Raw genomic sequence first — 21,721 nt, 5'->3', positions numbered from 1 at the left:
ATACCGATAAAAAGTATCGCGAGAAAAACCCATCAGCTTGCAAGCTCTGGAAACATTACCAAGCTCTTCAGCCAGATTCAGCAGACCAATCTTGTGTTTTATGATGTTTTGATTGAAACTGGACATGTGGTTCTCCTTGGGCATAGTGTCTGGTTTGATGGTTCGTTTGCACTTCCATCAAAAAGGAGAACCTCTTCTGTTTCAAGAGGAAATGTCAGATCAAGTCGGAACTAATACACTTCAGGCTACCAGCGAGGTGCGCTGGACTTCGGCGAAGATCATGATTTATTGTTGCTAACCCCTCAGGATCTTCCTGCCATAGGACTGCTTTTAGCAAATCGATTAATGGCAGTTGCTGGACCCACTGATTCTAATGTCGGACAGCCTTTTTGGACTATTATGGATGTGCGCGACGGAGTTAATACGGGTACATATTACGCAAATCGCATTTCTGATGGAAGCTGGCACATTCCTATTTTCTTTTCGAAAAAGCATGCGGATATGATGTTGAATAGTATTAAAAAATATTCGCATAATTGGACTGTTGTAGGACTTGAACAACACAATCTTCGATCTTTTATTCTCACTTTGAATGGTTTTTCATGGCAAACAATGCTTTATTGGCATGCTCCGGGAGCAATTAAAGAAGCTCAAGATTCTTTGATTAGAATTCCTGTGAATACTAAAGATCTTGAGAAAGAATATTATTTAGGAGAGGTGCCATACATAAAACCTCTTAGTGAATATTAAAGGGTTTTAAGCAACCTTTAAATATATATCTATTACTTATTTTAACATTTCATACAAAATCTTAAAATAGATGTTGGTGAAATTTACATGCCATTTAACAGAAGTCGCTCTTCAAGAAGTTTATACAATTTAAGAGGATAGCTTGCGTTAAGTTCTTTAAATTGAAATCTTTTTATCCTGAACCAATCTCTTTTACGATTGTCAGAGATTTCTTCCTCAATTTCTTTTGAAAACAAATAAGAATAAGATTTATGAATTTTTAAGTATATTTCATATTCAGCATGTTCTTTAGACTTATTGTGCGTTGTTATGCAACACACGCAGAAAGGCCAGTCATCAATGTTGCTCTCTTCATTTATTTGTACTGCTTGCGGGGTGGTGAAGAATATCCCTGTGGACCTTTGTTCAATAAGGTTTGAATCCCTAATATCATGTGAAATTTGATCAGAGAGATTAGTCCACTCAGACATTGTAAGAAGTGTGCTGATGACTTTTTCGTGTGTTTTGTACGTTTTGTATAGGATATACCCATAACTTGTGTATTCTTCATCCAGTATGTCTGTATACGTGATCTCAGTCACATATTTACCTGAACTATATTCATAGCTCCTTATGTCATTAATGAAGTTGTTATGTTCGTTGTAAAGATTTGTTAGGATTGAATCTGAGTTAGTATAGATTGGGTCGAGTGAATAATCATCTGAAGAATGGCAGTAAAAATCTTGAATTATATTGAAAGCTGGGCCATTTACCATTCTATTTCTTACAACCTGTTCTAAAAAAATATATATCCAGTCATAATTCAGTTGTATCCATTCTTGCTCGGTAATTGCTTTGTCTTTGCAATCTAAATAGATGAAAATAGTTTCATAGTCTTTATATGTATTACTTAAGGCCTCGTAGTATTTGTTTAACTGATTGTCATGAGGTGTAGATCCGTATTTGTTCTCAATGAAAATGCAGAGTCCATTTGCCTCATCTATGATTACAATATCAATCTTCTCTTGCCCATTTAAAGTCGGGAATTCCGTATAAACAAGAGCCTCGGAAAAACATGCTGTTTCAATTTCAAAAACGGAATTAAGTGAAGAATTAGATTGGGATGAAGCCCCCATTGCTTCTATGAGAAGTCTTTTTAAAAACATGTCTAATAGAGCATGGCTTTCTTTGGGATTAAATAGCCATGCCAAAAATGCGGATACTCTAGTTTCGCTTAGGGCGATCAAGTCAAATACATTCGTTGTTTGCTCCCAACTTTTAAGGGAAGAAAGATTCGTATCAGCAATAAAATTATTTAGCCGTTTCTCTCGGGACATTTGCTTCTCCTGTAAATGTCAGGATAGTGCCTTAACCTTGTGTCCGCAATATTGTAGCAGGATCACCATACGGATGATGATAGGGACGGACTCGCTGTAGCGGGTGCGGATCATACGCACCACATGGCGGATCATTTTCTCGACAGTGTCGCTGTTATTGGAATGCTTGTCTCCGCCACGAAAGACAGCATCAATAATGTAGCGCCCCCAAGTCATCTGAAGAGGCTGGAAGCCCTTAACTTTTTTGTAGGTAGGCTTGACGCCGTGGCGTTTCGGGGCTTGATCATTGTACATAACCATGGTGTCAATGTTCAGCTCAACCACTTCGGGACGGGTGATCCTGAGTCCTTGGTTAGTACATCGAAGTGTGCGAGATGGCGACTTGTGCCGTCAAAGAGAAAACAAAGCACCTGTTTGAACAGCTCCTCGATGGGGGCTTCCTTGGGATGTTTTCTCATGGAACCAAATAGACGATTGATGTGCGGGAAAAGATTAATGCCACAGAGATAGCGGACGAAGAGGTTAAGTCCAGCCCGCCCCGTCAGGCAGTCATTCGTGGTCTGGACATCGTCAATGATTGATCTATTGTGTTTGCGTTTGGACATCCAGACTCCACCAAATGGGTGAAATTGTTTTGGTTGTTATCTGGATGAAAGTGTAAATAAAAACGAAAGGATACGCCAGCCGTGATGTTGTGTCAGGCGGGCTGATCGCTCAGATTAGGTTATAAAATATCCCACAGTCTTGAACAGGCAATTGATTTTTGCGCAGAAGTAGGTGGCATAACAGAAGGTTTACATTTATTCAGCTGATTACGTGGTTTACTGTGTTTTTTCGTTTGGTTAACCTATACTTTGAGGTAGTTATGATTATACCGGAACATCTTCAGATTGAGATTGTAGCAGGATACTGCTCAGCAAGGTGCACCATGTGCACCATTGATGAGGTTGACAGGAAGGGAATAATGTCAATCGATAGATTTTCTGCAATTCTGGATTCTTTTAAACCTTATGCTGATAAAATGAAGTTTTTGACTCTCCATGGGATGGGGGAGCCTCTGATGGATAAAGGTATTGTAGAAAAGGTTAATACGGCAAAAAAAAATGGTTTTAATGGAGTGGGGTTTGCTACAAATGCAACTTTTTTGACTGAAGAACTCTCAGCCTCGTTGATAACTGGTGGACTTAATACAATTATATTTTCCTTGGACGGTTTAAATAAAGAGACTCACGAGAGTATTCGGCGTGGAGTTAATTATGACGAGGTGGTTAAGAATATTAAGCAGTTTATTCATTTGAGAGGTGAATTGGGTGAAACAAAGATAATTATGCGAATGATAAGACAGGAATCAAATGCCGATGAGTGGGATGAATACTATGCTTATTGGACAGATTTGTTGTCTTCTAAATATGGAGATCAAGTGAGTTATTTTGATCTGCATAATTGGGCTGAAAAAGCCTCTGATTCAGAGAACATCCAAAAAAGATATCACGAATTAAAAAAAATGTCAGAGCAGACCAGGCTTGTCTGTACGGATTTACTGCAGCGCATGATTGTGTTTATAGATGGTGATGTGGGGTTATGTTGTGGGGATGATAAGGGACTGAATATGATTGGAAATGTTTTGAAAGAGGATCCTATTTCCATTTATAATCGTGGAATGTTTCAGGAATACAGGTCGTTGATGAGTGCCGGAAAATTAACACAGATCGAGTTCTGCAAAAATTGTCAAATTATTTTGTCTAGATTGAAAAAAGAATATGTGGATGTGTAGCATGTTTTTTTTGTAATTAGACAGAGAAATTAAATTGATATGTGCAGTGGTGTTGTGAGCGACCGTTTTTATGTAAGATTAAGGTGGATTGTATTGATTGTTAGAGGAGCCCGCGTATGCCTATGAATATACCTTGCGCAAAACCTTCCATAACTTCGCATGAGATTGATTATGTTACTGATGCCGTCACCAACGGCTGGGGGGCTGAATGTTATGGTTATCTCTCCAGATTTAAAGAGTATCTAGGTTCTTTTTTTGACTCTCCGCATGTCTGGCCGGTCTCCAGCTGCCACGGCGCATTGCACATGGCACTTATGGCGCTTGGAATTGGTGCCGGTGATGAAGTGATTGTCCCTGACACGACATGGGTGGGGAGTGTGTTTCCTGTCAGCTGGACAGGGGCAACACCTGTATTTGTTGACGTGAAGGAAGACACTTGGTGCCTTGATCCTGATAAAATTGAAGCAAGTATTACCCCGAAGACAAAAGCCGTTATCGCCGCCCATCTGTATGGAAATATGTGCAATATGGACTCGATTATGAATGTGGCGGAAAAGCACGGCCTGCCTGTTATTGAAGATGCTGCAGAGGCAATCGGCTCAAGGTGGGGTGATCGTTATGCGGGCACTGTTGCAGATTTTGGCGTGTTTTCTTTGCATGGAACTAAGACTTTGACTTCGGGGGAGGGCGGTATCCTGCTTTCCAATCGAGAAGATCTTGCTGCGACAGTCTGCGCTATTGAGAATCAGGGACGAAAAGCCGGCGCTAAATTTTTCTGGGTGGATGAGATCGGCCTTAAATATAAAATGTCCAACATTGATGCAGCCCTCGGTCTTGCTCAATTTGAAAGAGCAGATGAATTGATTGCCAGTAAACGGGAAGTTTTTACTTGGTATAAAGAAGAGTTTGCCAGGGTTCCTGATATCAGTCTCAACGAAGAGCCCGCAAATACGACTAACGGATACTGGATGCCCACTGTAGTCTTTGGGCGTTCATGGGATATGACGCTGGAGAAAAGGGACTCCGTTATTGACCGTATGAATGCAAAATTAATTGCTGTAAGGCCTTTTTTCTATCCTGTTAGTATGTTTCCTATGTATAAGAGTGTTCCGGAAAATGTTGTTAGTTATGATTTGTATCAACGAGGAATCAACCTGCCCAGTTACTTAGGATTGACACAGCATGAGGTGCAAAAAATAGTTTTGGCATTAAAGAATTCCCTAAGTAACAAGTAATGATCGCAACGGTGTTTATCTGCAGTGCAAAAAAGTAGGAGAGTATATGCAAACAGTCATTCTTTGTGGTGGACTTGGAACCAGACTTCGCGAAGAGACGGAGTTTCGTCCAAAGCCCATGGTTACAATTGGGGCACGCCCTATCCTCTGGCATATTATGAAAATCTATGCCCACTACAACCACAATGAGTTTATTCTCGCTCTTGGGTATAAGGGTGAGGTTATTAAGGATTATTTCGTAAACTACGAATGGATGAGTAATGACATAACGCTTCAGCTCGGAAATCCGGAGTCCCTGCGTTCTCACGGTCACCATGCCGAGGCGGATTGGACGGTGACTCTTGCCAATACCGGGGCCCATAATTTGAAAGGCAGTCGCCTTAAACAAATTGAAAAATATATCAAAGGCGACACGTTCATGGTTACATATGGCGATGGTGTAGCTGATATTGATGTAAATGCCTTGATAGAATTTCACCATTCTCACGGAAAAATAGCCACCCTGACCGGAGCTTCTCCTGCAAATCAATTTGGAGAACTGCGCCTGGATGGTGATCAGGTGTCCAGTTTTATAGAAAAGCCAAGCGAGACAAAAAATAATTATGTGAATAGCGGCTTCTTTGTGCTCAATCGAAAAGTGTTTGACTATCTGAGTACAGATGAGGACTGTGATTTTGAGTATGGCCCTCTCGAAAAGCTGGCGAATCAAGGTGAACTGATGGTCTACAAAAATGACGGCTTCTGGGGATGGATGGATACAATGCGTGATACAGAGCGGTTGAATGGTTTGTGGAACGCAGGAAAGGCTCCATGGAAAATTTGGTAAGATTTTATAACGATAAGCGTGTTTTCATCACCGGAGATACGGGGTTTAAGGGCAGCTGGCTGATATGCATGCTTCAGGCTTTAGGCGCAAATGTTTGCGGCTATGCGCTTGCTCCACCTTCAGAGCCCAGTCTTTGGGACGCTGGCCGTTTTTTCAAACATATTCAGCATACCCATGCTGATATTATTGATCAGTCTATTCTGCAGAAGACATTGCAGGATTATGAGCCGGATATAGTCTTACACCTTGCGGCCCAGTCCCTTGTTCGTCATTCATATGAATCTCCTTTGGATACCCTGCAGACTAATATCATGGGTACCGCCTCATTGCTGGAAGCGGTCCGCTTTACCCCTAGTGTCCTTAGTACAGTAATTGTTACCAGCGACAAATGTTATCATAATGTCGGCAGGCCTCATCCGTATGTTGAGACTGATCCCATCGGTGGTGATGATCCGTATTCAGCCAGCAAAGGTTGTGCAGAGCTTGTCACCCACGCTTATAGGCATAGTTTTTTTTCTGACAAAGGACAGGCCCTTGCTTCTGTTCGGGCGGGTAATGTTATTGGCGGTGGTGACTTTGCCGCAGATCGCTTAATACCTGACATGTTCAGGGCGTTTGTTAAAAATGATCCTGTATCGATCCGGTATCCGAGAGCGACGCGGCCGTGGCAGCATGTGCTTGATCCGTTATACGGATATTTATTGCTTGTTGAAAAAATGGCTGGCGAGCCTGAGAAATACAGTCATGGCTGGAATTTCGGACCCTTGCAGCAGGAAACGCACACCGTGGGTGAAATGGTTGAGCGTTTTGCGTCTTACTGGGACGGAAGCAAAGTGGTCTGTGATTCGAAAGAGCATCCTCATGAAGCTGTTTATTTGGGGCTGGATTGCACTCAGGCGTCCGCAAAGCTTCAATGGCAGCCCAGATTGTCTTTTGCTGAAAGCGTCGAATGGACTGCAGATTGGTACTTGAGATGGGAGAACGGGGAAGATGCTTTTGCTTTGTGTCTTGAGCAGGTTGAGGCCTTCCTGTCTTTAAAATAGGTGTGGCACAGATTTTGTGTGCAGGGAAAGGCATAGTTCTTAAAATTATATGCTTGCTGAGTGTCTGAATTTTAATCCAAGAGATATCGATGCGTGTTACTCCTTGTCCTCTGAAGGGAATGTTTTTGTTGGAATCTACTACATTCAAGGATGATAGAGGTTCCTTCACCAGACTGTTTTGTACAGAAGAATTGAAGCAAGCTGAAGTCTACAAACCCATTGTTCAGATAAATACTTCATGCACCTATGACAAAGGGACCATACGGGGGATGCATTTTCAGTATCCACCCCATGCTGAATACAAAATCGTGCGCTGTATACAGGGGCGCTGTTTTGATGTCGCTGTGGATCTCCGCAAGGATTCTCTAACTTTTTTACACTGGTATGGGGAAGTCCTTTCAGCGGAAAATGAAAGGGCTCTTGTTATTCCTGAAGGTTTTGCCCACGGCTTTCAAACTATGGAAAGGGACACTCGTCTGCTGTATTTTCACACGGCAATGTACACTCCTGAGTCCGAGGGTGGGGTACTTTATAATGATCAGGCAATAGACATAGACTGGCCGCTTCCCCCGCAGAATATTTCAGAGAGAGATTTGAAATCTCCGCTTATAGATCAAAATTTTTCAGGGATTAATATATGAATTGCAGGCATTGTAATACTCCGCTCAATCATGGTTTCGCGAATTTATACCACCAGCCGGTCTCAAATGCCTTTTTGACTGGTGAGCAGTTAAATGAGCCAGAGATATATTACCCCTTACATGTTTATGTCTGTGAAAAATGTTTCCTTGTTCAGGTTGCGGAACATAAAAAATCCGTTGAAATTTTCAAAGATGACTATGTCTATTTTTCCTCAACCTCTTCTTCATGGGTGGAGCATGCACGTAAATACGTAGCCATGGTGCAGAAACGCTTTGGGCTTGATGCAGATTCTCTCGTCGTGGAGATTGCATCTAATGATGGGTATTTGTTGCAGCATTGTGTTGAGTCGGGCGTGCCTTGTATGGGGATTGAGCCTGCATCTAATACTGCGTGTATTGCAGAAGCCAAAGGTATTCCGTGTCTGAAGGAGTTTTTCACTTCTGCGCTGGCTGACAAGCTCGTGAAAGAGGGAAAGCGGGCAGATCTTCTGCTTGGCAATAATGTTTTGGCTCATGTGCCTGATATAAACGACTTTGTAAGAGGGGTGAAGATCTTGTTATCCACTCGTGGGGTCGTTACCATGGAGTTTCCACATCTGATGGAGCTTGTCGCTAACAATCAATTTGATACGATCTATCAGGAGCATTATTCATATTTGTCTTTTTTTACAGTGAGTCAGATTTTTGAGATGCACGGGCTGTATATTTTTGATGTGGAGCAGCTGTCCACCCATGGCGGGTCATTACGAATTTTCGCATCTCATAAAGACGGGGACGAGTATAAAGAAACTCCTGCCGTGTCGCGAATGCTGAAAAGTGAGAAGCAGGCCGGGATGCAAGACCTTGGCTATTATGAAAATTTTCAGCACCAGATTGAAGAAGCCAAGAATAATCTGCTGTATTTTTTGTTGGAACAAAAAAAGCAGGGCAAGACTGTTGCCGCATACGGGGCTGCAGCTAAAGGGAACACTCTTCTCAACACTTGCGGAGTAAAGTCCGACTTGATTTCTTTTTGTGTTGATAAGGCAGCAAGCAAGCAGGGGATGTATATGCCCGGATCGCATATTCCGGTATACGAACCGGTTCATCTGCGGGATCAAAAACCAGATGTCGTATTGATTCTGCCCTGGAATATTGCGGGGGAAATCAAGTGCGAACACCACTATATCAGTGAATGGGGCGGGGTGTTTGTTACGGCTATTCCCGAGTTGCACATACATTCAAATAATTGTTCTAAGTAGTTTGATGATTGTATATAGTGCTCCAAACCAAGCTTTGAACTTAATCTTGCTTCTAATGGGAACAGTAAGGTGAAAGGTAATAAATGACAGATGGTTAGGTTGTGTTTCGGGGTTTGACAACTTAAACGATATGGTGTCATGTGTTTAAATTAAGATGCCGTTTTTTACTGCAAAAGATATTGATGCAGCTCCTGACAGGACAGCCATGAGGTGATGATTTATGCCTAGAATAGCCAATGATGAAAAAATTATAAGAGAAATGTCCAATGACACTGAGTTGTCGGAAAATGTGCACAAGAAGCTATATCCAAAGTTTGTAAAATATAAATACTCATACAATTTTTCCTGGTTGGGAGTGCCTATAATACAGTTGCCGCAGGATGTGATGGCACTGCAGGAGATTATCTGGGATGTAAAGCCGGACTTGATTATTGAAACTGGAGTTGCCCATGGTGGATCACTTATATTTCATGCTTCTCTTTTGCGGCTGTTGGGAGGAGTCAGGAAGGTTGTTGGGATTGATATTGATATTCGGGAGCATAATAGAGAAATCATCGTAAATCATCCCCTGTCCTCAGAGATTATTCTGGTGGACGGCTCTTCTGTGGCAGATGATACTTTTGAAAAAGTACAGGATATAAGTAAAGGGTTTGAGAAAATCATGGTCATTCTTGATTCCAACCATACCCACAGCCATGTGCTCAAGGAACTTGAAATGTATTCTTCTCTGGTAGACAAAGGCAGCTATCTGGTTGTGATGGATACCGTGATTGAAGATCTGGATAACGATTCTTTTCCTCAGCGTTCCTGGGGAAAAGGGGACAACGCCAAAACTGCAGTGTGGGAATTCCTTAAGAAAAATGGACGATTCGAAATAGATCATTTTGTTGAAAACAAGCTTGTGATGACTGCCTGTCCGGATGGTTTTTTGAGATGTATTAAAGATCTCTAGCGGTTGTGCCGAATAGGTTTCTGGGCTGGTATAATAGCTGCAGTATGAGTGCTGTGGATTGTTTCTGTCAAAATATTGTGCAAATTATTTAATAAAACAGGCGGTAAAAATGGGAAAGAAAGAAGAACGAGTCGGCGGTATGTTTTCGTATGATGATGAAATTTGGAACAGCATTGAACAGGCTGTTACCGAACACAAAATGCCTCTTCGAGATGTTTTGGAGTCTTTTCCGTTGTATGTCAGACGTGTCAATATGAGTCGCTTTCTGGTTCATTATGAATTGTTCAAAATGATCAAGGATTCTCCCGGATCTATTGTTGAGTGTGGTGTATACCGCGGTAGCAGTCTGCTGACCTGGGCCAAATTGCTGGAAATTTTTTGTCCGGGAGACAGAATCCGGAAGGTCATAGGTTTTGATAACTTTGCCGGATTCCCCGAATTGGTTGAGCAGGATGGTCCTGAAAATCCTTTGCGTTCCAAGGTGAAAGGCGGCTGGGATTCTTCTCCGTACTACGATGAACTACTTGAGCATATTGATACGTTCCATAAGGATAGCTTCATTCCCCGCGCCAAACGAGTAGAGCTTGTAGTCGGAAATATTGAAGATACTGCAAAAGAATACGTAAAAAATAATCCCGGATTGCGTATTTCCCTGCTGCATCTGGATGTGGATATATACAAGCCCACCAAAGCTGCACTGGAAGCTTTTTATCCTCTTGTTGTCCCCGGCGGAATGGTAATTTTAGACGAATATGGAATGCATGAATGGGGCGGGGAAGGTTCTGCTTTTGACGAATACTTCGCCGACAAAGAAAAACCAGTATTGAAAACAATGCCCCTGAGTTCAATTCCTACCGCATATTTTATTAAGTAGGTATATCATGAAGGTCTTTTTTCGCTCCATAAATTCTTGCGCAATGCGTAAAACTGATGTTGGCAAATATAAAAATGCTTTACTCGAGACCGGACACGAAATTGTCGGCGCTCCTGAGGAAAGTGATGTTATTTTGGTCTGGACGTGCGCTTTTCGGTCTGACTTCAGGACTCACAGTGTTAATGTCTTGAACGAATATCAGGAAGAATTTGGGAAAAGGGTAATTGCTTGTGGCTGCCTGCCTTCAATTGATGTGGAGGCAATGAGAGAAGGCTTCAAGGGTGAGTATTTTGAATGGATTAATGAAGCTCAGGCAATGAAAGATTTGTTCGGCGTTGATCTGGATGAAGCCCAGCGCCCTTTGGTCGAAAAGGCCTTAGATGTTTCTATTGAGGAATTCAAAAAGGATAATCCTCAGATCAAAACAACCCATTGTGATCAATTCATAAAGCTCTTCATCTCTGAGGGGTGCACATTTGGTTGTACATATTGTGCCGAACTTTTGGCCTTTCCAAAATATCGCAGTTTTCCGCTCAAAAAGCTTATCGCCAAATGCAAGCAGGCTGTAGAAGAAAGCAATATATATAAAGTAGTACTTCATGGTGACCTTCTCGGGGAGTATGGTAAAGACATCGGTTCGAGCTTTCCTGAACTGGTGAACATGCTCAAAAATGAGATCCCTAGTATTGAGTTGGGAATCAGGAATCTTCATCCTGTCCATTTTCTCGAGTATCTGGATTCTTTTGTCGGCTGGTTGAAGGATGGGACTATATTCCTTCTGGAAACCCCAATTCAGTCCGCTTCAGATTTAGTTTTGAAAAGTATGGCCAGAAACTATACCAAGGCTGATCTGGTCAAACTTTTTGACGGTATTAAAGAGGCAGGTTTTTCCGAGGTAGAGACACATATCATCGCCGGATTTCCTGGTGAAACCGAAGAACAGTTTCAGGAAACTGTGGACTTCATCTGTCAGTATAAACCTAAATATGTACTTATTAGCGGGTTTATGGAGACAGCCAAAATTCCAGCTTCAAAATTTGCCGGAAAAGTAGATGAAGAAGTTAAGCGCAAAAGAGTCCTGGATGCTCACCGCCAGATAAGCGAGAAAGGGATCATCTGTAATTATGATTTCTGTGACTTTAGTCAGGCTGCTGTTCTTCCCCGTATTGAACTGATGGTTACTTAGTTCCGTTTGCAGACGTGAGATTCTAAGCTTACCGATTTTATTTTTTGATGTGTGAGTTCTTCCGGCGAGGATGCCAATGCAAGATGAAACTAATAATTATTGGGACGATCGTTGCGACCTGCTGGCAGGTATGATAATGGTGCGTTCGGTGGAAAAACATCTGCTGGATATGTTCTCCAGAGGTCTTCTTTCCGGAACCGTACATACCTGCATTGGCCAGGAGGCCTGCGCAATTGGGGTGGCTGCAGCCATTGATCCCGAACGTGATATTATTTTTTCCAACCATCGTGGTCATGGGCATTATTTAGGCTATTGCGGTGACATCGACGGGCTTATCGCGGAAGTCGCGGGATTGCCGTGCGGGGTTTGCGGCGGGGTTGGCGGCAGTCAGCATATTCGGCGCAACAACTTTTATACGAACGGAATTCAGGGCGCAGGAGTGCCTATTGTTGCCGGGATGGCTCTTGCAGAAAAGCATAAACGTTCCAAGGCGGTGTCCATCGTCTGTCTGGGGGACGGCACCTTCGGTCAGGGGGTGGTTTACGAGGCAATGAACATTGCGGCGCTCTGGCAACTGCCGATGATTTTTATGGTCGAGAATAATGGCATTGCCCAGACTACGCCTGCTGGTGTGCAGCATGCCGGTGATTTGGCTGCCCGTGCCATGCCTTTCGGCATTCCTGTTACCCGAATTGACGGGCAGGATGTTGATGCTGTCTATGAAGCATCTCGTGCCATCTTCAGCGAGGTAAGAGAGCTGGTTGGTCCGCAGATGCTGTTTTTTGATACCTGCCGTTTTGGTCCGCATTCCAAGGGTGACGATACTCGTACTGCAGGCGAGATTGCTCAATTGCGTACTCGTGATCCAATATTCCTGAAAGCTGAACGTGATGGTCGCACGGATAAAATAGAGCATATGGAAGAAGAGTGGGGTCGGAAATTGTCCAAAATTGAAGCAATGCTGTTTGAGAAGGTTTAGTATGCTTTATCTTGAAAGTATACGTAACGGTTTGCAGCGTGCCTTCGCTGATAGTCATGATGTTGTGCTTTTGGGCGAAGACGTAAGTGATCCTTATGGTGGGGCATTTAAAGTAACAAAAGGACTGTCCTCCGCATTTCCGGACAGAGTTTTTCAAACCCCCATTTCTGAAAGTGCTATCGTCGGGCTTTGCACCGGACTGGCTTTGCGCGGAAAACGCCCTGTGGGCGAGATCATGTTTGGTGATTTTTTAACTCTTTGCTCGGATCAGATTATAAATAGCGCAACCAAGTTTCCGCTGATGTACGGTGATGATATTACCGTTCCATGGGTTTTGCGGACCCCGATGGCCGGTATTCGCGGTTACGGGCCTACTCATTCGCAAAGTCTGGAGAAGTTTTTCTTCGGGGTTCCCGGACTGAATGCCATAGCTCCTTCACGTCTGCATGATCCCGGTGAAATTTTGTATCATGCCGTATTGAAAGATGATTTGCCTACACTTTTCATTGAAGATAAAGGCGATTATCCGAAAGCATTATTTGATTATAAAACCGGTCGGCTACAAAAGATTAATGCGGATTCCGATCCCCTCGCGACTTGCAGTGTTTGTAATTACGAAGTGAAAGAGCATACTGCGGATATCCAGATAGTTGCTTATGGCGGAGCTGCCTCCATGGCGGGGGATGTACTTTCTGCGCTGGCTGAGGAAGAAATTTACAGTCTTCTTCATGCAGTAGCGCGGGTGAACGACCATGAAGAATTGACCCGGCTGGTGTCTTCTCTTGATACAAAGATTCCCCTGCTGATCATCGAGCAAGGGACAGGGGCTTTTGGCTGGGGGGCAGAGATAGTTGCTCTCATGATGCAAGGACGTGATAGAGTTTCCTGTCCTTTGGTGCGCAGACTGTCTGCCCAATCTCAAGTCATCCCGGCTACTCCTGAACATGAGCGCAAGGTGGTTGTTACACCGGAAAAGATAGAGAGCACAATTTTGGAGATGATCATATGAGTATTCAGATTTTACAAACCCCTTTTTTGGGAACCAATGATACCGAAGCTCAACTAGTCAGCTGGGAAATCGTTTCCGGAGATCAGATCTCACCGAATACAGTTGTCTGCGTGCTTGAAAGTACAAAAGCCGCGATTGAGATAGAGGCTGAGTTTGGCGGATATATTTTCCCGGTGGTCGCTGAGGGGGAATTTGTAGAGTCTGGTGAAGTACTGGCTGTAATATCCGAAGTGTCTGATTTCGACTTTGAGGGTTGGCGTAATAATCAGGATGATCATGAAGATAAGGCTCCCATACCGACCCGGAAAGCACAGCTCTTGATGCAGCGTCATGGAATAGACCCTTCTGATATTGCCGTTCCTGCTGGCGAACGAATTAGAGAGGCCGATGTGCATTCTGTGTTGAAAAAACATCAGCTTGGAACAGACAGGCGTGGGCTTACTGCCCCCAAACGGCTGGCAATCCTGGGGGGCGTCTCTGGCGGTGGAGCACTAATTGTGATTGATGCTGTCCGGCGTATGGAGAATATGCTGCCGGTAGTGATATATGACCGTGATGCTCAATATCATGGTCGGTCGGTCCTGGGGGTCCCGGTTCTCGGGTCTTTTGAGGATAGAAAGGAAAAAGACCGCGCTGACGGAATTTTTGATGTGCTGGTGATTGCATTTAACAGGAATCTTCAGGAACGAGATAAGGTGTTTCAGCAATTGTCAGCAGAAGGTTATGCGTTTGCAAATGTTATTGCGCCTGATGTCGAAGTGCGCTCAATGGTCAAACTAGGAACAGGCAATGTTATTTTGTCTCGAGCATATGTCGGTGCCTGCTCCCAGATTGGTTCGAATAATTTTGTGTCGGCCAATGTCTGTCTTGAGCATGGCAATGTATTGGGTGACAGCTGTGCTTTCGGCCCCGGGGTATATACTTCTGGTAATGTTACTATCGGTAGCCGGGTGCGTTTCGGTGCCGGAATATACGTTGAACCGGAGCTTGAAATCGGTGATGACGCGGTTATCGGATCAGGTCAGACGCTAGTGACCGGGGTTTCCGGAGGCAAAGTGCTAACTACACGAACAAAAGGATAGGTTGTCGTGGGTGATAATGCTTTTAACTTACGTAATCCAGCTACTCAGACATCGAAAGATAATTCATTCAGATCCGGAATGGCGGAGCATTTTGAAAACGCACAAGGTAGTACTGCTGAGAAACTCGATATGTTCCCCCGTTTTGTCTCGCGTCAATCCTTGTCCATATTTTTAGCAAAGGATCATATTTTCAAACAGATACTGCCTATCCATGGTGCTATTGTCGAATGCGGAGTCTTTATGGGGGCAGGGCTTTTTACCTGGGCCCAGCTGTCGTCTATTTATGAACCTGCGAATCATAACCGCCGGGTGATCGGCTTTGATTCGTTCGAAGGTTTTCCGCAAGTCGGCAGTCAGGATGAAGGTGCCGGTCTTATACATAAGACAGAAGGGGGCTATCGGTTTGACGGCAAGAAGGAGCTTGAAGACTGCGCCGCTTTGCATGACCTTAACCGGCCCATCGGGCATATCCCGAATGTAGAACTGGTCAAAGGTGATGCCAGACAGACAATTCCTGATTATGTGGCTGAAAACCAGCATTTGGTTGTTTCGTTGCTTTACCTTGATTTTGACCTTTATGAGCCGACTAAAGTTGCACTTGAAGCATTGCGTGAGCGGATGCCCAAGGGAGCAGTGTTGGCTTTTGATGAATTAAATCAAGCACAGTGGCCGGGAGAAACCCGCGCTGTCCTTGAGTGTATCGGCATAAAGAACCTTCATATTCAGCGGGTTCCTTACACTCCTGCGTTGTCATATGCGGTACTTGATTAGCATTTATCAGTTTTTGCAGTAGCAGAGGTTATTCTGTCTCCCACACGTTGTTTATAACGTTTCCGGATATGGAGGCTGCCAATTCCATGGAACGCAAGGCACCTCTCAGGTCTTGAATATGATCGACCTTTTTGTCTGCAATCAGGTCTAGAAAACTGTCCATCTGCTGATAAAAACCCGGCTTGAACATTTCGTCGTACCGGTCTGGAAGAATGTCGTGCGTTTTAAAATTGCTGTCGGTCCAAACTCCCTTTTCAAGTGGCTTAAATTCAACGGAGACTCCTTTTCCATAGAGAACTGTGCGCCAGCATCCTGGAGACAGCCAATTAGAAACATATGTGCCGATTGCTCCATTTTCAAATTGAATGGATGCAGAGAATTGATCTCCGCCCGTTTCCCGCCAGCTGCTGGCATTGCCTTTAATCTTTGAGATTTTTCCCCCGAAGAAATTTAGCAGGTCAATGGTGTGGGTGCTGTTGGCATAAATCCAGTTTTTGATGGTTTCATCGGAAAATCTTCCTGCGGCATGGACGGCATTTATGCGCTCGTGTCCTTCGATTAGCAGACCATACAATGGCCCCTGTTTTTTTATTATTTCCATGCCCTTGCGGAAGATGGAATAGAAACGGCGGTTGAAGCCGACCATTGTTTTTATTTGTTTTCGGTCTGCTATATGTGCCAGTTCCAAATTCAGCTCCGGCGTTAATCCCGCCGGTTTTTCCATGAAAACAGGTAATCCGAAAGAGAGGGCTTCTTTACTTGCTGTATGCATGTTGTCCGGTGAAACCATGACCATAAGAGCGTCAGGCTTCGCTTGGGCGACCATCTCGGATATATTTATATATGGTCGGGGAAGTCCGTGTTTTTTGGCAAAAGCTTCAGCTGTACTGTACGTGCGGGATGTCAAGCCGACGACTTCTGCCCGATGGTTCTCTTTAATGACTTTGACGTGCTCGGCAGCGACAAATCCGGTTCCGATCAATCCTAAACGGATAATACGACTGTTCATACTGTTTCCTAAGTGATTGGTATTTCAAAGTTGAGGTCGTTGCCGCTGAGCGGGAGAGATACTTTTTCCCATTGGCCCGACTTGGCAGATAAATGAATCCCCATAACAATATCCACGGCATTAACTGCACCGGTGCAAGTGTCTTGCATGTCCTCGCTGACAAGGTCTTCTAAACCCTTGCGGGTGGAGTCTATAATGTCGAAACTGGTTGGCTTCAAGCCGGGAAGGACCTCTTTAAGTTCTACATATCTGGTTGGTATGGTATCCCAGTGGTCTTTAGGGCGTGCAAAAATTTTCATTTCTATCCCTTCATTTCCCAGGTCGTCGAAAGAGATATAGCCATGGGTTCCAATGAGTTCGCCACGAAAAACAACTGTGCTGTCGCCTGCAAGATAAAAATGGGCGGTAAGTTCTTTACCGTAGCCGACCATTGCTTGTCCACCGGGGTCGAAAAAATGTTCTCCGCGAATATTGGGGGCAGGCGCTGTGTCGATAGTTCCGGACACCCACTCCGGTTGAGTGTCAAACAACCATGCCGGCAGGTCAAAAAAATGAGTTCCCAGGCAGCCCAGTCCGCCGGCCCCGCAATGGATATTGATATGGTGTACTGTTCCGATGACATTTGTCTGCAGACATTTTTTTAAATTAATATAGGCGTCCATCTGTCGTCTGGCTAAGTTGACTGCTAATTTTGTACCTGATTTTTTACAGGCTGCAACGATCTCTCTGGCCTTGGCACCGCTGGTGGAAAGGGGCTTTTCGCAAAAAATATAAGGAGAGTTTACTGCCGCCGCCTTCAGAATGATTTTGTGGTGGCTGGGGCCGTTTGTTGCAACGACCAGTACATCGAATCCGCCGTCATTCAGCATTTTTTCCCAGTCTGTGTATATGCGTGGTGTTGATGGAAGCTCAGCTGCTGCTTCTGCCGCCTCGCGAGATAAATCACAAAGAGCTACTGGGGTCATTTTTGCTGAAAGAGCTGCTTGCAGGTGTCTGCTCCCCATTCCGCCAAGTCCTATTATTGCAATATTCAACTGAGCCTCCTCTGCGTTCTGATCCAGTTTTTTTACATAAAGTTTCTAAGGTTGTTTAATCTTATTGGGTCGATTACTCGGTTTTGGGGATTGAAAAAGTTGGGTTAATTTAGTGCATGTTGAAATAAAAAAAGAGAGTGTTTGTTGCATTCGCTGCTGCTTCCGTTTTCAGGAGATCAGGCTTACTTTCCGGGGCAGCATATCCCGACCAACTGTGATTAGCAAGGAGCAGTAAAGTAAACCTGCGGTCTGACAAAATGGCAATCAGGTTTATTATCAGCGGTTTGGAAGAAGCGGAGGTTGCCTCCGTTTTTCTGTTTCTGCAGGGATGCTTAAATTCTGGTAGCAGGGCATCAGGGCAGCCGGAAGAAGGCTCCTGTGGCGTAATGGATTGCTCAGGAATAGGGCTATGGCTAAGGTTGGAGTGGTGCAAAACTTGCATAAGAAGTATCGAGTGGGTATTTGTATTTGGAACCGGAGATTGTCAGTCGTTCGATTCTCCCTTTTGGCTAAAATCAGTCCTGCGGCAATATTTCATTATTTGATTGTTGTGGTTTTGTACTTAAAGTACAACTTGGGTTTTAAAATATAGAACAGTTCTTAAATATGTTTATTAAAGAATCTGTTAATGTAAAGAATACATTATCGGAGTGATTTATATGTCAAGTGATGTTACTATTCTTCTGCCTACACATTTTCGCCATGCTTATCTTGCAAGAGCGCTTGAGATGTACGCTGATAGCGGTATTCCTATAATAGTGGTTGATTCAACAACAGAACCGTTTGAAGGTGCCGATAAATATGAAAATGTGACATACTACCATTGGCCAGAAAAGGGGGGGATAGAAAAACTTTATGATGCTATACAGGATGTTGAAACTCCATATGTCGTAATGCGTGCAGACAAGCGGCATATTGTTCCGGATGCGATTAAGGAGTGCATTGTTTTTTTGGAGAATAATTCAGATTACTCACATTGCCATGGTGTGTATATTGCTGTTGAGAGACCTGGCGGCATTCTTTCAGCCTGTCCTCAATATTACAATGATTGCCATGAGGGGATAATTGGTGAGACTCCGTCGTATAGAATGATGGAAGTGTGGGATAGGTATGTCCCATCCTTCTACTCGGTTTCTCGTGTCGAAATTTGGAAGCGTGTGCTTGAAGTTGCTGTAAATGGTATTACAAATTTCTTTGCGTTTGAAATCCTTCAGGTAATGTTTATGGCTATGGAAGGCAAAGGGAAACGGCTTCTAACGTTTTACGGGGCAAACCAGATTGCAAAGCGCGTTGACGGTGGCTGCGAAGGATATGAAGGCTTTGATGTTTTTGTCGCAGACGAAAAATATGCCGACGAATTTGCTTATCTGGTCAATTCTGTAGCTGACCGTCTGGCTGAACTTGAGAATATCGGGCAGGGCGCAGCCAAAAATCTGGTTGTGAAATCTATCGCCCGTTATCTGGCGCCGAAGGAGCGTGGGGCCCATATTAAAAGAAGTTACGATTTAGATGAACGCGCCCTGATTATGAAAAGGTTTCTTGCTTCTACTCCTGCTTCTTCTCAAAAAAATTATTTTGCCTTGATGGAGTGGCTTGAATCTTGGAAAGATGAAATATGAGAATCTGGGGCAATGTTAGCGGCACAACCCATTGGGCTGAATGCCATTCTCTTGATTTCTGCAATTTAAATGATGTAAACGTGAATATAGTCAGAAGTGGTCATTGTATTGACCGCCAATGTGTCTGGGCACGGTTCTGTCTTTATGGAGTTGTTTGGTTTGGGAGCTTGTTTTGCTTTGTTTAATGAAACATTTTAACCCGTAAGAGTTTCGCTGATATGAATATGACGACTGATATTCTAAATCGTCTTTGTAAAGACAGACCTTACATGACCAACGAAATACATCGCCCGAATAGTTTTTATGGGCATGATATTGTAATTAAAAGATATTGCGGACTACCAAGCGAATATCAATTAAAAGCTGTAATCGAACATGCAATTTTTTTAAATGACTATGTTCAATATACCTGGGACACTGATATTAATTCTCCTTTGCCTATAATGTTCTGTGCAAACAAACCTCATGCCGATTATATAACTAAAAACACAAACAAAATCGGAGTCCCTATTGGGCCAATGATCTCCTACGCATTGCCATTTATTGAACAGGAAGAACCCAAGGAAGACTCGGTACTTGTTATTCCGGCACACTCCACTCACTTTTTTTCGACGTGCTATGATGAGAGCAGGTTATTTCAACACATTGAAGAGTACGGCATACCAAATGAAAATGTAACAGTACTGATGTATTGGAAGGACTATCTTTCCGGTAAGCACCAGATATATAGAGACAATGGTTATAATTTGGTCTCGGCAGGACACATCTTTGGAAATAGTTTTCTTTACATTCTCGCGGACATAATAAGTAAACACAAGTATGTGATGACAAACAAAGTCGGCACCCATGTTTATTATTCCATCCTCATGGGCAAGCCAGTATGGGCTGTGCCGGATGAAAACCTATACACTGTAATAAGCAAAAACGAAGAGGCCCAATTTTGTGCGATCAAAAGCAGGGAAGTTCGTAAGCTTGAGGAACTTTTTGGAGAATTGCGCTACGACATCACTCCGGAGCAGGACGATTATATCCGCAAACTTTCCGGATCTTCAAACGTCAAATCCCCAGAAAGGCTTAATGATATTCTTTTGATGGCAGAGAAGAGGTACAGTTCATAATAAACGATAAAAACAACCTACACACATACTGACCAACGGCTTTTGCGGCTTAGCAACAGCCTGCTGGTCGAGGAGTCAAAGCTTCAGCCCCAGCTGATAATTGTAGTCGCGAATGTTTTGAAATTCACGTAGATTGCTCGTTAAAGGGGACCGGGGAACGACGGTAGTGAATAAGTATATATTTTTATAATAAAGGCAGGATGTTTTATGAGCTCAGGTAATGCATTTTATATTGGTGACAGGCTTGTTTCAAATGAAACGGCTCCCTTAGTCATTGTTGAAATAGGAATCAATCATTCTGGAAGTCTGAAAACAGCTTTCGAAATGGTTGACGCTGCTCATGAGGCCGGAGCTGAGCTTATCAAGCATCAGACACACGTTGTGGAAGATGAGATGTCAGCCGCTGCGAAAAGTGTTGTTCCTGGAAATGCAGATGTTTCGATTTATGAAATAATGGATAGGTGTGCTCTTAACGAAGAAGAAGAGTATAAGCTTAAAGAGTATACTGAATCAAAAGGGATGATTTTTATCAGCACACCTTTCTCTCGTGCTGCTGCTGACCGCCTCAGAAAATTCGACGTCCCTGCATATAAAATAGGTAGCGGAGAATGCAATAACTATCCTTTGGTGGATCATATTGCATCCTTTGGCAAGCCAATTATTCTTTCTACTGGGATGAATTCAATTGAAAGTGTCAGAACATCCGTTGAAATACTTCGAAAGCATAAAGTCCCGTATGCTTTATTACATTGCACAAATGTTTACCCGACCCCTCATGAATTAGTGCGTTTGGGAGCTATTAATGAGCTGAAAGAACATTTTCCTGATGCGATAGTTGGGCTTTCTGACCATACAGTAGATAATTATGCCTGTCTTGGAGCTGTGGCAGTAGGCGCCTCTATCGTTGAACGACACTTCACAGACCGAATGGATCGCAATGGCCCTGATATTGAGTGCTCGATGGACCCTCAGGCTTTGAAGGACCTTATCCATGGGAGCAATATTTTAGCTAAGTGCCGTGGCGGCAGAAAGGGACCTGTGGCCGAGGAGCAGGTTACCATTGATTTCGCATTTGCAACTGTTGTGACAATCGCTCCTGTTAAAAAAGGAGAACGATTCACAAGGGATAATATTTGGGTGAAACGACCGGGAACCGGTGAAATCCCTGCAGAATACTTTGAGAATATTCTGGGAAGCATTGCCGCTACCGACATGGCTGAAGGACATCACCTTTGCCATGATGAATTTGTAGAGGGCTAGAT

24 protein-coding genes are annotated in these 21,721 nt (G+C 43.6%); 18 read left to right on the top strand and 6 right to left on the bottom strand.

All coding sequences use genetic code 11. The features are described from left to right. On the bottom strand, positions 1-126 hold a 126-nt coding region (locus D0S45_19455), incomplete at its 3' end, for a helix-turn-helix domain-containing protein (GenBank protein TIH12018.1). Positions 127-345: 219 nt separating this feature from the next. Between D0S45_19455 and D0S45_19450 the strand changes: the two genes are divergently transcribed. Beyond that, positions 346-750 carry a hypothetical protein gene (locus D0S45_19450; GenBank protein ID TIH12017.1) on the top strand — a complete coding sequence of 135 codons (405 nt, stop codon included), beginning with the start codon at positions 346-348 and terminating at the stop codon, positions 748-750. Between the two features lie 83 nt (positions 751-833). Here the strand turns inward: D0S45_19450 and D0S45_19445 are convergent, their stop codons facing one another. From D0S45_19445 to D0S45_19435, 3 genes are read right to left on the bottom strand one after another with little or no spacing between them, the layout of a single operon-like run. Further along, positions 834-2,066, bottom strand: coding sequence for a hypothetical protein (locus D0S45_19445; GenBank protein TIH12016.1), 1,233 nt, complete (start codon positions 2,064-2,066; stop codon positions 834-836). Positions 2,067-2,084: 18 nt separating this feature from the next. Next, positions 2,085-2,390: a hypothetical protein gene (locus D0S45_19440; GenBank protein TIH12015.1), complete on the bottom strand. Its 306-nt coding sequence runs from the start codon at positions 2,388-2,390 to the stop codon at positions 2,085-2,087. Beyond that, positions 2,378-2,671 (bottom strand): hypothetical protein, encoded by a 294-nt coding sequence (locus D0S45_19435; protein TIH12014.1) that lies wholly within the window; start codon positions 2,669-2,671, stop codon positions 2,378-2,380. The genes D0S45_19440 and D0S45_19435 overlap by 13 nt, the downstream gene beginning before the upstream one ends. A 260-nt stretch (positions 2,672-2,931) precedes the next feature. Between D0S45_19435 and D0S45_19430 the strand changes: the two genes are divergently transcribed. The 13 genes from D0S45_19430 (at position 2,932) to D0S45_19370 (ending at position 15,679) form a co-directional block, all read left to right on the top strand. Beyond that, positions 2,932-3,840, top strand: a complete 909-nt coding sequence (locus tag D0S45_19430) for a radical SAM protein (protein ID TIH12013.1) — start codon at positions 2,932-2,934, stop codon at positions 3,838-3,840. 122 nt (positions 3,841-3,962) lie between these two features. Further along, positions 3,963-5,075: a DegT/DnrJ/EryC1/StrS family aminotransferase gene (locus tag D0S45_19425; GenBank protein TIH12020.1), complete on the top strand. Its 1,113-nt coding sequence runs from the start codon at positions 3,963-3,965 to the stop codon at positions 5,073-5,075. 46 nt (positions 5,076-5,121) lie between these two features. After that, positions 5,122-5,901, top strand: coding sequence for a glucose-1-phosphate cytidylyltransferase (rfbF, locus tag D0S45_19420; GenBank protein ID TIH12012.1), 780 nt, complete (start codon positions 5,122-5,124; stop codon positions 5,899-5,901). Next, positions 5,886-6,944: a CDP-glucose 4,6-dehydratase gene (rfbG, locus tag D0S45_19415; GenBank protein ID TIH12011.1), complete on the top strand. Its 1,059-nt coding sequence runs from the start codon at positions 5,886-5,888 to the stop codon at positions 6,942-6,944. Before rfbF ends, rfbG begins: the two co-directional genes overlap by 16 nt. Positions 6,945-7,033: 89 nt before the next feature. Beyond that, a complete protein-coding gene (rfbC, locus tag D0S45_19410) occupies positions 7,034-7,585 on the top strand; it encodes a dTDP-4-dehydrorhamnose 3,5-epimerase (protein TIH12010.1) in 552 nt (183 codons plus the stop codon). Continuing rightward, complete coding sequence (locus D0S45_19405) at positions 7,582-8,826, top strand: methyltransferase domain-containing protein (protein ID TIH12009.1); 1,245 nt, start codon at positions 7,582-7,584, stop codon at positions 8,824-8,826. Before rfbC ends, D0S45_19405 begins: the two co-directional genes overlap by 4 nt. 220 nt (positions 8,827-9,046) lie before the next feature. Further along, complete coding sequence (locus D0S45_19400; protein TIH12008.1) at positions 9,047-9,778, top strand: cephalosporin hydroxylase; 732 nt, start codon at positions 9,047-9,049, stop codon at positions 9,776-9,778. Positions 9,779-9,887: 109 nt separating this feature from the next. Further along, a complete protein-coding gene (locus D0S45_19395; protein ID TIH12007.1) occupies positions 9,888-10,652 on the top strand; it encodes a macrocin-O-methyltransferase in 765 nt (254 codons plus the stop codon). 7 nt (positions 10,653-10,659) lie between these two features. Further along, positions 10,660-11,838 carry a radical SAM protein gene (locus D0S45_19390; protein TIH12006.1) on the top strand — a complete coding sequence of 393 codons (1,179 nt, stop codon included), beginning with the start codon at positions 10,660-10,662 and terminating at the stop codon, positions 11,836-11,838. A 70-nt stretch (positions 11,839-11,908) separates the two neighbouring features. After that, positions 11,909-12,817, top strand: coding sequence for a thiamine pyrophosphate-dependent dehydrogenase E1 component subunit alpha (locus tag D0S45_19385; protein ID TIH12005.1), 909 nt, complete (start codon positions 11,909-11,911; stop codon positions 12,815-12,817). A gap of 1 nt (position 12,818) precedes the next feature. Continuing rightward, positions 12,819-13,826, top strand: a complete 1,008-nt coding sequence (locus D0S45_19380) for an alpha-ketoacid dehydrogenase subunit beta (GenBank protein ID TIH12004.1) — start codon at positions 12,819-12,821, stop codon at positions 13,824-13,826. Beyond that, positions 13,823-14,908, top strand: coding sequence for a hypothetical protein (locus D0S45_19375; protein TIH12003.1), 1,086 nt, complete (start codon positions 13,823-13,825; stop codon positions 14,906-14,908). Before D0S45_19380 ends, D0S45_19375 begins: the two co-directional genes overlap by 4 nt. Before the next feature lie 78 nt (positions 14,909-14,986). Then, positions 14,987-15,679, top strand: coding sequence for a class I SAM-dependent methyltransferase (locus D0S45_19370; GenBank protein ID TIH12019.1), 693 nt, complete (start codon positions 14,987-14,989; stop codon positions 15,677-15,679). Between the two features lie 28 nt (positions 15,680-15,707). Here D0S45_19370 and D0S45_19365 read toward each other — a convergent pair whose 3' ends face one another. After that, the gene (locus D0S45_19365) at positions 15,708-16,688 is read right to left on the bottom strand and encodes a gfo/Idh/MocA family oxidoreductase (GenBank protein ID TIH12002.1); all 981 of its coding nucleotides are present in this window, start codon (positions 16,686-16,688) and stop codon (positions 15,708-15,710) included. A gap of 8 nt (positions 16,689-16,696) precedes the next feature. Then, a complete protein-coding gene (locus D0S45_19360) occupies positions 16,697-17,722 on the bottom strand; it encodes a gfo/Idh/MocA family oxidoreductase (protein ID TIH12001.1) in 1,026 nt (341 codons plus the stop codon). 257 nt (positions 17,723-17,979) lie between these two features. Between D0S45_19360 and D0S45_19355 the strand changes: the two genes are divergently transcribed. The 4 genes from D0S45_19355 (at position 17,980) to D0S45_19340 (ending at position 21,719) form a co-directional block, all read left to right on the top strand. Beyond that, positions 17,980-18,267, top strand: coding sequence for a hypothetical protein (locus D0S45_19355; protein TIH12000.1), 288 nt, complete (start codon positions 17,980-17,982; stop codon positions 18,265-18,267). 114 nt (positions 18,268-18,381) lie between these two features. After that, positions 18,382-19,341: a TIGR00180 family glycosyltransferase gene (locus tag D0S45_19350; GenBank protein TIH11999.1), complete on the top strand. Its 960-nt coding sequence runs from the start codon at positions 18,382-18,384 to the stop codon at positions 19,339-19,341. A gap of 218 nt (positions 19,342-19,559) precedes the next feature. Further along, the gene (locus D0S45_19345; GenBank protein TIH11998.1) at positions 19,560-20,459 is read left to right on the top strand and encodes a hypothetical protein; all 900 of its coding nucleotides are present in this window, start codon (positions 19,560-19,562) and stop codon (positions 20,457-20,459) included. 207 nt (positions 20,460-20,666) lie between these two features. Continuing rightward, positions 20,667-21,719 (top strand): polyhydroxyalkanoate biosynthesis repressor PhaR, encoded by a 1,053-nt coding sequence (locus D0S45_19340; protein TIH11997.1) that lies wholly within the window; start codon positions 20,667-20,669, stop codon positions 21,717-21,719. Positions 21,720-21,721 lie beyond the last annotated feature (2 nt).

Source organism: Marinifilum sp. JC120, from assembly GCA_004923195.1.
In the GTDB taxonomy this organism is placed as follows: domain Bacteria; phylum Desulfobacterota; class Desulfovibrionia; order Desulfovibrionales; family Desulfovibrionaceae; genus Maridesulfovibrio.
The sequence above is the reverse complement of the archived record's forward strand: the minus strand, read 5'-3'. Positions and strand labels throughout refer to the sequence as shown.

Coding starts and splice junctions, on each gene's coding strand:
- D0S45_19350 (TIH11999.1), top strand. CDS start 18,382: ATGTCAAGTGATGTTACTATTCTTCTGCCTACACATTTTCGCCATGCT.
- D0S45_19435 (TIH12014.1), bottom strand. CDS start 2,671: ATGTCCAAACGCAAACACAATAGATCAATCATTGACGATGTCCAGACC.
- D0S45_19385 (TIH12005.1), top strand. CDS start 11,909: ATGCCAATGCAAGATGAAACTAATAATTATTGGGACGATCGTTGCGAC.
- D0S45_19400 (TIH12008.1), top strand. CDS start 9,047: ATGCCTAGAATAGCCAATGATGAAAAAATTATAAGAGAAATGTCCAAT.
- D0S45_19370 (TIH12019.1), top strand. CDS start 14,987: ATGGCGGAGCATTTTGAAAACGCACAAGGTAGTACTGCTGAGAAACTC.
- D0S45_19430 (TIH12013.1), top strand. CDS start 2,932: ATGATTATACCGGAACATCTTCAGATTGAGATTGTAGCAGGATACTGC.
- D0S45_19390 (TIH12006.1), top strand. CDS start 10,660: ATGAAGGTCTTTTTTCGCTCCATAAATTCTTGCGCAATGCGTAAAACT.
- D0S45_19365 (TIH12002.1), bottom strand. CDS start 16,688: ATGAACAGTCGTATTATCCGTTTAGGATTGATCGGAACCGGATTTGTC.
- D0S45_19395 (TIH12007.1), top strand. CDS start 9,888: ATGGGAAAGAAAGAAGAACGAGTCGGCGGTATGTTTTCGTATGATGAT.
- D0S45_19355 (TIH12000.1), top strand. CDS start 17,980: ATGGCAATCAGGTTTATTATCAGCGGTTTGGAAGAAGCGGAGGTTGCC.
- D0S45_19380 (TIH12004.1), top strand. CDS start 12,819: ATGCTTTATCTTGAAAGTATACGTAACGGTTTGCAGCGTGCCTTCGCT.
- rfbC (TIH12010.1), top strand. CDS start 7,034: ATGCGTGTTACTCCTTGTCCTCTGAAGGGAATGTTTTTGTTGGAATCT.
- D0S45_19345 (TIH11998.1), top strand. CDS start 19,560: ATGAATATGACGACTGATATTCTAAATCGTCTTTGTAAAGACAGACCT.
- D0S45_19445 (TIH12016.1), bottom strand. CDS start 2,066: ATGTCCCGAGAGAAACGGCTAAATAATTTTATTGCTGATACGAATCTT.
- rfbG (TIH12011.1), top strand. CDS start 5,886: ATGGAAAATTTGGTAAGATTTTATAACGATAAGCGTGTTTTCATCACC.
- D0S45_19450 (TIH12017.1), top strand. CDS start 346: ATGGCAGTTGCTGGACCCACTGATTCTAATGTCGGACAGCCTTTTTGG.
- rfbF (TIH12012.1), top strand. CDS start 5,122: ATGCAAACAGTCATTCTTTGTGGTGGACTTGGAACCAGACTTCGCGAA.
- D0S45_19375 (TIH12003.1), top strand. CDS start 13,823: ATGAGTATTCAGATTTTACAAACCCCTTTTTTGGGAACCAATGATACC.
- D0S45_19340 (TIH11997.1), top strand. CDS start 20,667: ATGAGCTCAGGTAATGCATTTTATATTGGTGACAGGCTTGTTTCAAAT.
- D0S45_19425 (TIH12020.1), top strand. CDS start 3,963: ATGAATATACCTTGCGCAAAACCTTCCATAACTTCGCATGAGATTGAT.
- D0S45_19405 (TIH12009.1), top strand. CDS start 7,582: ATGAATTGCAGGCATTGTAATACTCCGCTCAATCATGGTTTCGCGAAT.